This window comes from Streptomyces sp. MnatMP-M17 (assembly GCF_900091995.1).
Taxonomy (GTDB): domain Bacteria; phylum Actinomycetota; class Actinomycetes; order Streptomycetales; family Streptomycetaceae; genus Streptomyces.
Genome location: NZ_FMDK01000053.1, coordinates 1 through 6,464, shown reverse-complemented (window position 1 = coordinate 6,464; position 6,464 = coordinate 1). Strand labels below are relative to the sequence as shown.

6 protein-coding genes are annotated in these 6,464 nt (G+C 69.3%); 4 read left to right on the top strand and 2 right to left on the bottom strand.

The window, feature by feature from the left end; translation table 11 throughout:
* Window positions 1-194: 194 nt before the first annotated feature.
* The gene (locus tag GA0115259_RS03045) at window positions 195-626 is read right to left on the bottom strand and encodes a phosphatase domain-containing protein (protein ID WP_093590442.1); all 432 of its coding nucleotides are present in this window, start codon (window positions 624-626) and stop codon (window positions 195-197) included.
* A 159-nt stretch (window positions 627-785) separates the two neighbouring features.
* Here GA0115259_RS03045 and GA0115259_RS03040 point away from each other — a divergent pair, with 159 nt between their 5' ends.
* Window positions 786-2,060 carry an ATP-binding protein gene (locus tag GA0115259_RS03040; protein WP_093590439.1) on the top strand — a complete coding sequence of 425 codons (1,275 nt, stop codon included), beginning with the start codon at window positions 786-788 and terminating at the stop codon, window positions 2,058-2,060.
* Between the two features lie 81 nt (window positions 2,061-2,141).
* Here the strand turns inward: GA0115259_RS03040 and GA0115259_RS03035 are convergent, their stop codons facing one another.
* A complete protein-coding gene (locus tag GA0115259_RS03035; protein WP_093590436.1) occupies window positions 2,142-3,413 on the bottom strand; it encodes an alpha-L-fucosidase in 1,272 nt (423 codons plus the stop codon).
* A gap of 203 nt (window positions 3,414-3,616) precedes the next feature.
* Here GA0115259_RS03035 and GA0115259_RS03030 point away from each other — a divergent pair, with 203 nt between their 5' ends.
* The 3 genes from GA0115259_RS03030 to GA0115259_RS03020 all read left to right on the top strand — a co-directional run bounded on the left by GA0115259_RS03030 (window position 3,617) and on the right by GA0115259_RS03020 (window position 6,253).
* The gene (locus GA0115259_RS03030; protein ID WP_237539720.1) at window positions 3,617-4,126 is read left to right on the top strand and encodes a hypothetical protein; all 510 of its coding nucleotides are present in this window, start codon (window positions 3,617-3,619) and stop codon (window positions 4,124-4,126) included.
* A 208-nt stretch (window positions 4,127-4,334) separates the two neighbouring features.
* A complete protein-coding gene (locus tag GA0115259_RS03025; protein WP_256097890.1) occupies window positions 4,335-4,709 on the top strand; it encodes an MmcQ/YjbR family DNA-binding protein in 375 nt (124 codons plus the stop codon).
* A 254-nt stretch (window positions 4,710-4,963) separates the two neighbouring features.
* Complete coding sequence (locus tag GA0115259_RS03020; protein ID WP_141716433.1) at window positions 4,964-6,253, top strand: SUKH-4 family immunity protein; 1,290 nt, start codon at window positions 4,964-4,966, stop codon at window positions 6,251-6,253.
* The last annotated feature ends 211 nt before the right edge of the window (window positions 6,254-6,464 follow it).

Below are 6,464 nucleotides of genomic sequence, written 5' to 3'. Positions count from 1 at the left end.
CCGTCCGGTAGGCGCGGGCCGGCGGCGCGGGCCGGGGCAGAGCGCCTCGGCCCGGGCGCCGGTACGGACCATATCGCCGCGCGTGCGAGCGAGGGCCGCCGCGTCACGATCTCACCCACACTGTCAGCCCGCTGGACCGACGGCCAGAGAATATCGCTCCGGCCCACTGCCGCGGGCCGGTCGGCGAACACCGGTCAGCCGACGAACCGGAGCACATACCGCCGCTGCCACGGAGTCTCCACGGCACGGCGGTGGTAGTGGCTGCGTACGTACTCCACCGACCGGTCGGCGGGCACTCCGTCGAGAACGGCGAGACAGGCCAGCGCCGTTCCGGTCCGTCCACGGCCGCCGCCGCAGGCGATCTCGACGCGCTCGTCGGCGGCACGCGCCAGCGCCTCACGGAGAACGTTCCGCGCGGCCATGCCGTCGCTCGGCAGCCGGAAGTCCGGCCAGCGCAGCCAGCGGGCCTCCCACGGGACCTCGGCGGGCTCCTTGCCGAGGAGATGGACCGCGTAGTCGGGCACCGGACCGGCCGGCAGCGGCCGACGCAGCGCACGCCCTCTGACCAGGCGTCCCGAGGGAAGCCGCAGCACACCGGCGCCGGTGGGATTCCAGGTCTCGGTCACATGCTCACGATAGCCGCGGTGGCGCTCGTGCAGTTGTGACACAGCGGATCCGGGTGATCGCACACAGTCCGCCCGGCCCGTCCGAACAGGCGGTCCGGCCAGGCAGGCCCGATGATGGAAGGCCAGAAGCGCGGGAAGGCGACGGGTAGAGGCTGAACCATGGCCGTGTGGCACGTACGGGACTTCGCCCCGGACGATCTGGAGGCAGTGGTGCGCCTCGACAGCGAGAGTGCCGGCACCGACCGGCCCGCCGTCTTCCGTCTCTCCGAGGTCGTCGCCGCGCTCCAGGCACAGCATCCCAGCGTGGTCGCGCTGGCCGACGACCATCTCGTGGGCGCGGCGGTGGGCCGGGTCGACGGCGACCGGGCCTGGGTGCTGCGGATCGGGCTGCATCCGGCCTGGCGGAATCTGGGTCTGGGCACCGCGCTGCTCGACGCCCTGGAGCACCGTCTCCAGGGCGCGGGCGCCAAGACCGTCGCCGCGCTGCTGCCCGAGGACGAGACCGGCGCCACCGCGCTCTCCAACGCGGGATTCCGCTCCCGCCAGGGCCTGACGTACTTCGAGAAGGCGCAGCCCGTGACCGCCCAGGACTCCGCCGTCCTGTCCTCGCTCGGCGCGGTGGTGCCGCCGTCCGGGCTCTGGGAGAAGCTCAGCGGAATGGCCGACGAGAAGCAGCTCATCGAACGGCGGCTGGTGCTGCCGCTGGCCAATCCGGAACTCGCCGACCAGCACGGGGTCGAACCGCCCAGGTGCGTGGTGCTGTTCGGGCCGCCGGGCACCGGCAAGAGCACCTTCGCGATGGCGGTGGCCAGCCGGCTCGGCTGGCCTTTCGTGGAGCTCTTCCCGTCCCGGATCGCGCTGGAGGACGGGCTGGCGAACGGACTCGGCCGCCGCTTCGACGAGATCGCGCAGCTCGACCACGCGCTGGTTTTCATCGACGAGGTGGAGGAGGTCGCGGGCGCCCGCAATCTCGCCGATCCGGTCTCCGTCGGAGTCGTCAACGAACTCCTCAAGTCGATCGTCCGGTTCCGTGATCACGACGGCAGGCTGCTGATCTGCGCCACCAACACCGTGGCCGCCCTCGATCCCGCCTTTCTGCGGCATGGCCGCTTCGACTACGTCCTGCCGGTCGGCCCGCCCGATGACGAGGCCCGTAACGCCCTCTGGAGCAGCTATATCGCCAAGGCGGGAGCCCACGCCGACACCGAGGTCCTCGCCGACGCCAGTGAAGGATTCACTCCCGCCGACATCAAGCAGGCCGCCCGTACCGTCGCCCAGACCGTCTTCGAGCGCACCCTCGACAGCGACAGCGGAGAACGCGCCTGTCCCACCACCGAGGACTATCTCCGCACCATCCGCCGCACCCGGCCCACCGTCACCAACGAGATGGCCATGGAGTTCGCCGACCACACCATCCGCTACGGCCGTGTCTGAAAGCCGGCACAGGCGCCGACTCGTCGGCCGGGCACGGCCGTTCCTCCGCCGTGATTCCCCGGTCGTTCGCCGGATCGTCCGTCAGTCGCGGCCGGTGCCCCGGTACAACTCCAGTTCACCGTCCAGCTCGACGGCGAGCACGGTGGCCTCCTCGTCCACATCTCCGGCCTCAGGCGCGTCGATCCACAGCACGCCCGGCACCTCGTGCAGACCGCCGATCACCCGGTGCCGCAGCGCGGCGCCCGTACCGAGCACGCTCACCCGGCGCACCGGAGTACGCAGTCCACGCACCGCCACGCTCTCGCGCGGGACGTCGAAGCAGACGAGATAGAGCGTGCGGCGGTCGGCCGACACGGTGCTGGGACCGTAGTGGTGGCCCGCCGGAAGCCCCGCCACCGTCCCGCGCACGGCATCGCCGTGCCGGCCGATCCAGGCGCCGAGCCCTTCGAGACGCGCCACCTGCTCGGCGGGGATCGTGCCGTCCTCCCGAGGACCGATGTCCAGCAGCAGATTGCCGCCCATGGCGATCGTCTCGGTGAAGTAACGCACCAGCTGCCGGACCGACTTGTGGTTGGTGTCCTGGGGCTGATGGCCCCAGGAGTCATTGACGGTCAGACACAGCTCCCACGGTCCGTCCGGCGCCACCAGCGGTACGCCCTGCTCGGGTGTCGCGTAGTCGCCATGGCTGAGCATCCGGGCGTTGAGCACGGTCTCCGGATTGCCCGCGAGGATGTGCTCGGCGAGTTCACGCATCCGCCACTGTTCCTCGGTGCGCTCCCACTCGCCGTCGAACCACAGCAGATCCGGACGGAAGCGCGCGACCAGTTCGCCGACCTGGGCATCGCGGTAGGCGAGGAACCGCGCCCAGGCCTCCGGGTCTTCGACACCGTCCGGAGGAGCACTGAACCGGTTCGTACGGACCTGCTCCTCGCGCGGATCGGGGTGCAGGACGGTCGCGTAGTCGGGATGGTTCCAGTCGGAGTGCGAATAGTAGAGACCGACCTTGAGACCGCGTTCGCGCAGCGCGTCGGCGTACGGAGCGATGAGATCGCGGCCGGCCGGTGTGTGCCGTACGACGTTCAACTCGCCCTGCGCGGTGTCCCAGAGGGCCACACCGTCGTGGTGCCGGGCGGTCAGCACCGCGTATCCGGCGCCCGCGCGGACGAAGAGATCGGCCCAGGCACCTGGGTCGTAGCGCGAGGCCGTGAAGCCGTCCAACTGCTTCATGTACCGCTCGTGCGGTACCTGCCCGAGATAGAAGGACCAGGACTCGGGCACACCGTCGACGGCGTAGATCCCGTAGTGGACGAAGATGCCCAACTTGGCGTCGGGGAACCAGGGCTGCATCGGCATACGGCCAGGCTAAGCCGCCTATGTGGCCGTTGGCACCGGGCCGCGTCCAGCGCGTGTGCCGGAGAGGCGGGCGCTCATCCCTCTTTCGAGGGATATGCCTGAGGCATCAGCCATTGTCACAATCGATGCGGTTCTTGTTGTGCGAGGCCATACGAGGTCATATGGGGCCGTGCACGGCGGCCGTACGAGAAGGAGAGTGCGCGTTGAAGAAGACGGGATCTCTGTCCGCCCTCGGTGCGATCGCGCTGATCGCTTCGGTGCTGCTGACAACGGGCGTGTCCGACGCGGCGCCGGCGAAGTGGGCCAGACACAGTGACGCGGCGGCCCAGTTCAGAAAGGCGGGTATCACCTCGGTCTCCAGCGGGGGATGTACCAACTGGGAGCAGCGCAACTGCACTTCGTTCACGAACATCAACAAGGCGACGGTCTCCGGTGCGATCGCCTTCAAGCAGGCGAGCCGCTGCAAGGTGATCATCACCGGCGGTACGGAGAAGGGACACGCGCCAGGGACCTACAGCCACCGGAACGGCTACAAGGTCGACATGTCCCGGGGCAAGGCCGTGGCCAGGTGCCTCGACTCCTACATCACCCGCACCTTCACCTATGCCGGGAAGCGCGGTGACGGCGCCAGGATGTACAAGTCCCCGGCCGGGAACGTCTATGCGAACGAGCGCAGCCACTGGGACGTCACCTACTTCAAGGCCAGGGTCTGACTCCTCCTCCGGATCGCCGGACCTCCAGACCGCCGGATCTCGGAACTCCTGACTCTCCCGTCTTCCGAGATGTTCCGGCCGGGCAGACCGGCCCTGACCGGAGGACAACGGTGGCCGCCGTCCGTCGGAGGCGGCCACTTCTTCCCAGCCCTTCGGACCGGGCCGGTCCGCGTTACCGTCGTGAGTCCGTCGTCCTACCATGGTGCCTGTGACCACGATTGATGCCGAAGACGTCCGCCGTATCGCACTGGCACTCCCGGAGACGGTGGAGAAGGAAGCGTGGAGCATGCCCACGTTCCGTGTTGCCGGGAAGATGTTCATCACGGTCCCCGACGACGAGACGTCCTTCGCCGTACGGTGCCCGAGGCATGAGCGGACGGAGCTGATCGCGGCGGAGCCGGAGAAGTTCTGGGTGCCGGCGCACGAGGCGAGTTCCGCATGGGTACGGGTAAGGCTCCGCGCCCTGGAGGATCTGGACGAGCTGCGCGACATCCTTGTGGATTCCTGGAAGCAGGCCGCACCGGCACGTCTGCTGGAGGCGTTTCCCGCCCTGGAATCCCAGACGGACTCGGGCGCGCGCTGAGCCACGCGTACCAGGACCGCCACACATACCAGGGCCACGCGCATCTGCCGCGCACAACAAGAACGCCCCCTCGCGCGGAGGGGGCGTAACACTGCTCGACCACATCAGCTCAACTGCGTCAGCTCAACAACGTCAGACGGTGCTGACGGCGGGATTCGTACCCGCGATCTGAGATCACTGTAGCCGGTGAAGACCGCATATGGGGGGAGGATCCGCCGACACGCCGGGAAATCCGTCGTCATACGATCACCGACGTGACGGAGGGGCGGCAGATCATGGATCTGACAGACGGCATGGGTGCGGGCGCGGACGCGGACTCGGGGTGGATGGCGCGTCGGCTGGACGAGGCGTTCGGAGCGGACCAGGTGGTGCGGGTGGCGCCGGAGCGGCTGCATCCGGCGATCACGCACGAACCCACACGTGAGTTTCTGAGCGGCACCGGTCTGATACGCCGGACAGGGCTCCTCGCGCTCGCCCCGGACCTCGCAGCCGGTGCCCGGCAGGTGTCCGATCTGTTGGCCGACGATGCCGAAGTCCTCGATGACATAGGCGAGTTCGTGGTCCTCGGCAGCTTTGTGCCGGACGAAGGCGATCCCGACGAGTACATCGTGCTGGACGGCCGTACCGGCCGGGTCCATGCCCTCCATGATCCGGACGAGAGCCGGCTGCTCGCCTCCGGGCTGTACTCCTTCACGCTCTTCGCGCTCGCCCTCGAATGGCTGCGCACCGACCGCGAGATCTTCGAGAACCTCGCCGGGCGGTACGGTCCGGAGGCCGTGGCGGAGGCGACGGAAATACTGCTCGGCCTGCTGCGTGACCATGATCCGGTGCTGCTCGGCTCGGAGGACGAGGACACCGAGGTGTCCGCCTTCTGGCGGCTGTCCCTTCTGCTGCGCCCACTGGCCCGGATCGCCCCGCCGGGCGAGCGGGCCGGGCTCACGCTCGCCCTGCCCGAAGGGCTGCTGGAGAAGGAGTACGGCGCGGACGCGCTGGTGCGCTTCGCCGACGAGGACCTCCCTTCGGCACTCACCCATGAACCCACCCGGGCCTTCCTCCGCGACACGGGCCTGGTCCGCGAGTGCGTCTGGGTCTCCCTGGACGACGGCCCGCTGCGGACACTGGCCGAGCACCACGCGGCCAAGCGGGACGACGAGACGTACGGCGCACCGGCGCCCGGCGCCGAGGGCCTGATCCGTATCGGCTATCTCGTGGAGGACATCGACCTTGTCATCGAGGGCGCGACCGGCCGGGTACGGGGCTGGTCCCTTCCGGAGGCCCAACTCCTTCCCGTCAACGCCGATATCTCCACCTTCGCGTTCACCCAGTGGCTGATCGCCCGCGTGATCGCCTTCGACCGCGAGCACCGGATCACCGACGACTACGTCAATCTGGCCGCCACGGCCACCGCCGTACTCGCCGGCGTCGAACGCACCGTCCGCCCCGACGGCGAGAACACCGAGAACGCCGAAGCCGACGAGGACGACATCCGGCGGTACTGGCCGGAGGCCTTCCAGGACGAGGCGGGCGGAGGCCTCTATTCCTAGAAAGCGGCGGCGGCCGGGGCGGTGACACTTCCGGGCTAGTCCGGCAGGTCCGGCGAAGTTCCCCGACCGCATGCTGATGGCCGAGGCCCCACTCCTTCGTGAAGGGAAGTGCCATGGCTTCATCCATACCCGAGGGTTCGCGGCGCCGGGGCCGGTACGGCCTGGTGGCCACCTGCACCGCGGCGGCAGCCGCTCTCAGCGGCTGGGGCGC

Bases quoted from the DNA above. Each gene is read 5' to 3' on its own strand.
- GA0115259_RS03035 (WP_093590436.1), bottom strand. From the start codon at position 3,413: ATGCCGATGCAGCCCTGGTTCCCCGACGCCAAGTTGGGCATCTTCGTC.
- GA0115259_RS03040 (WP_093590439.1), top strand. From the start codon at position 786: ATGGCCGTGTGGCACGTACGGGACTTCGCCCCGGACGATCTGGAGGCA.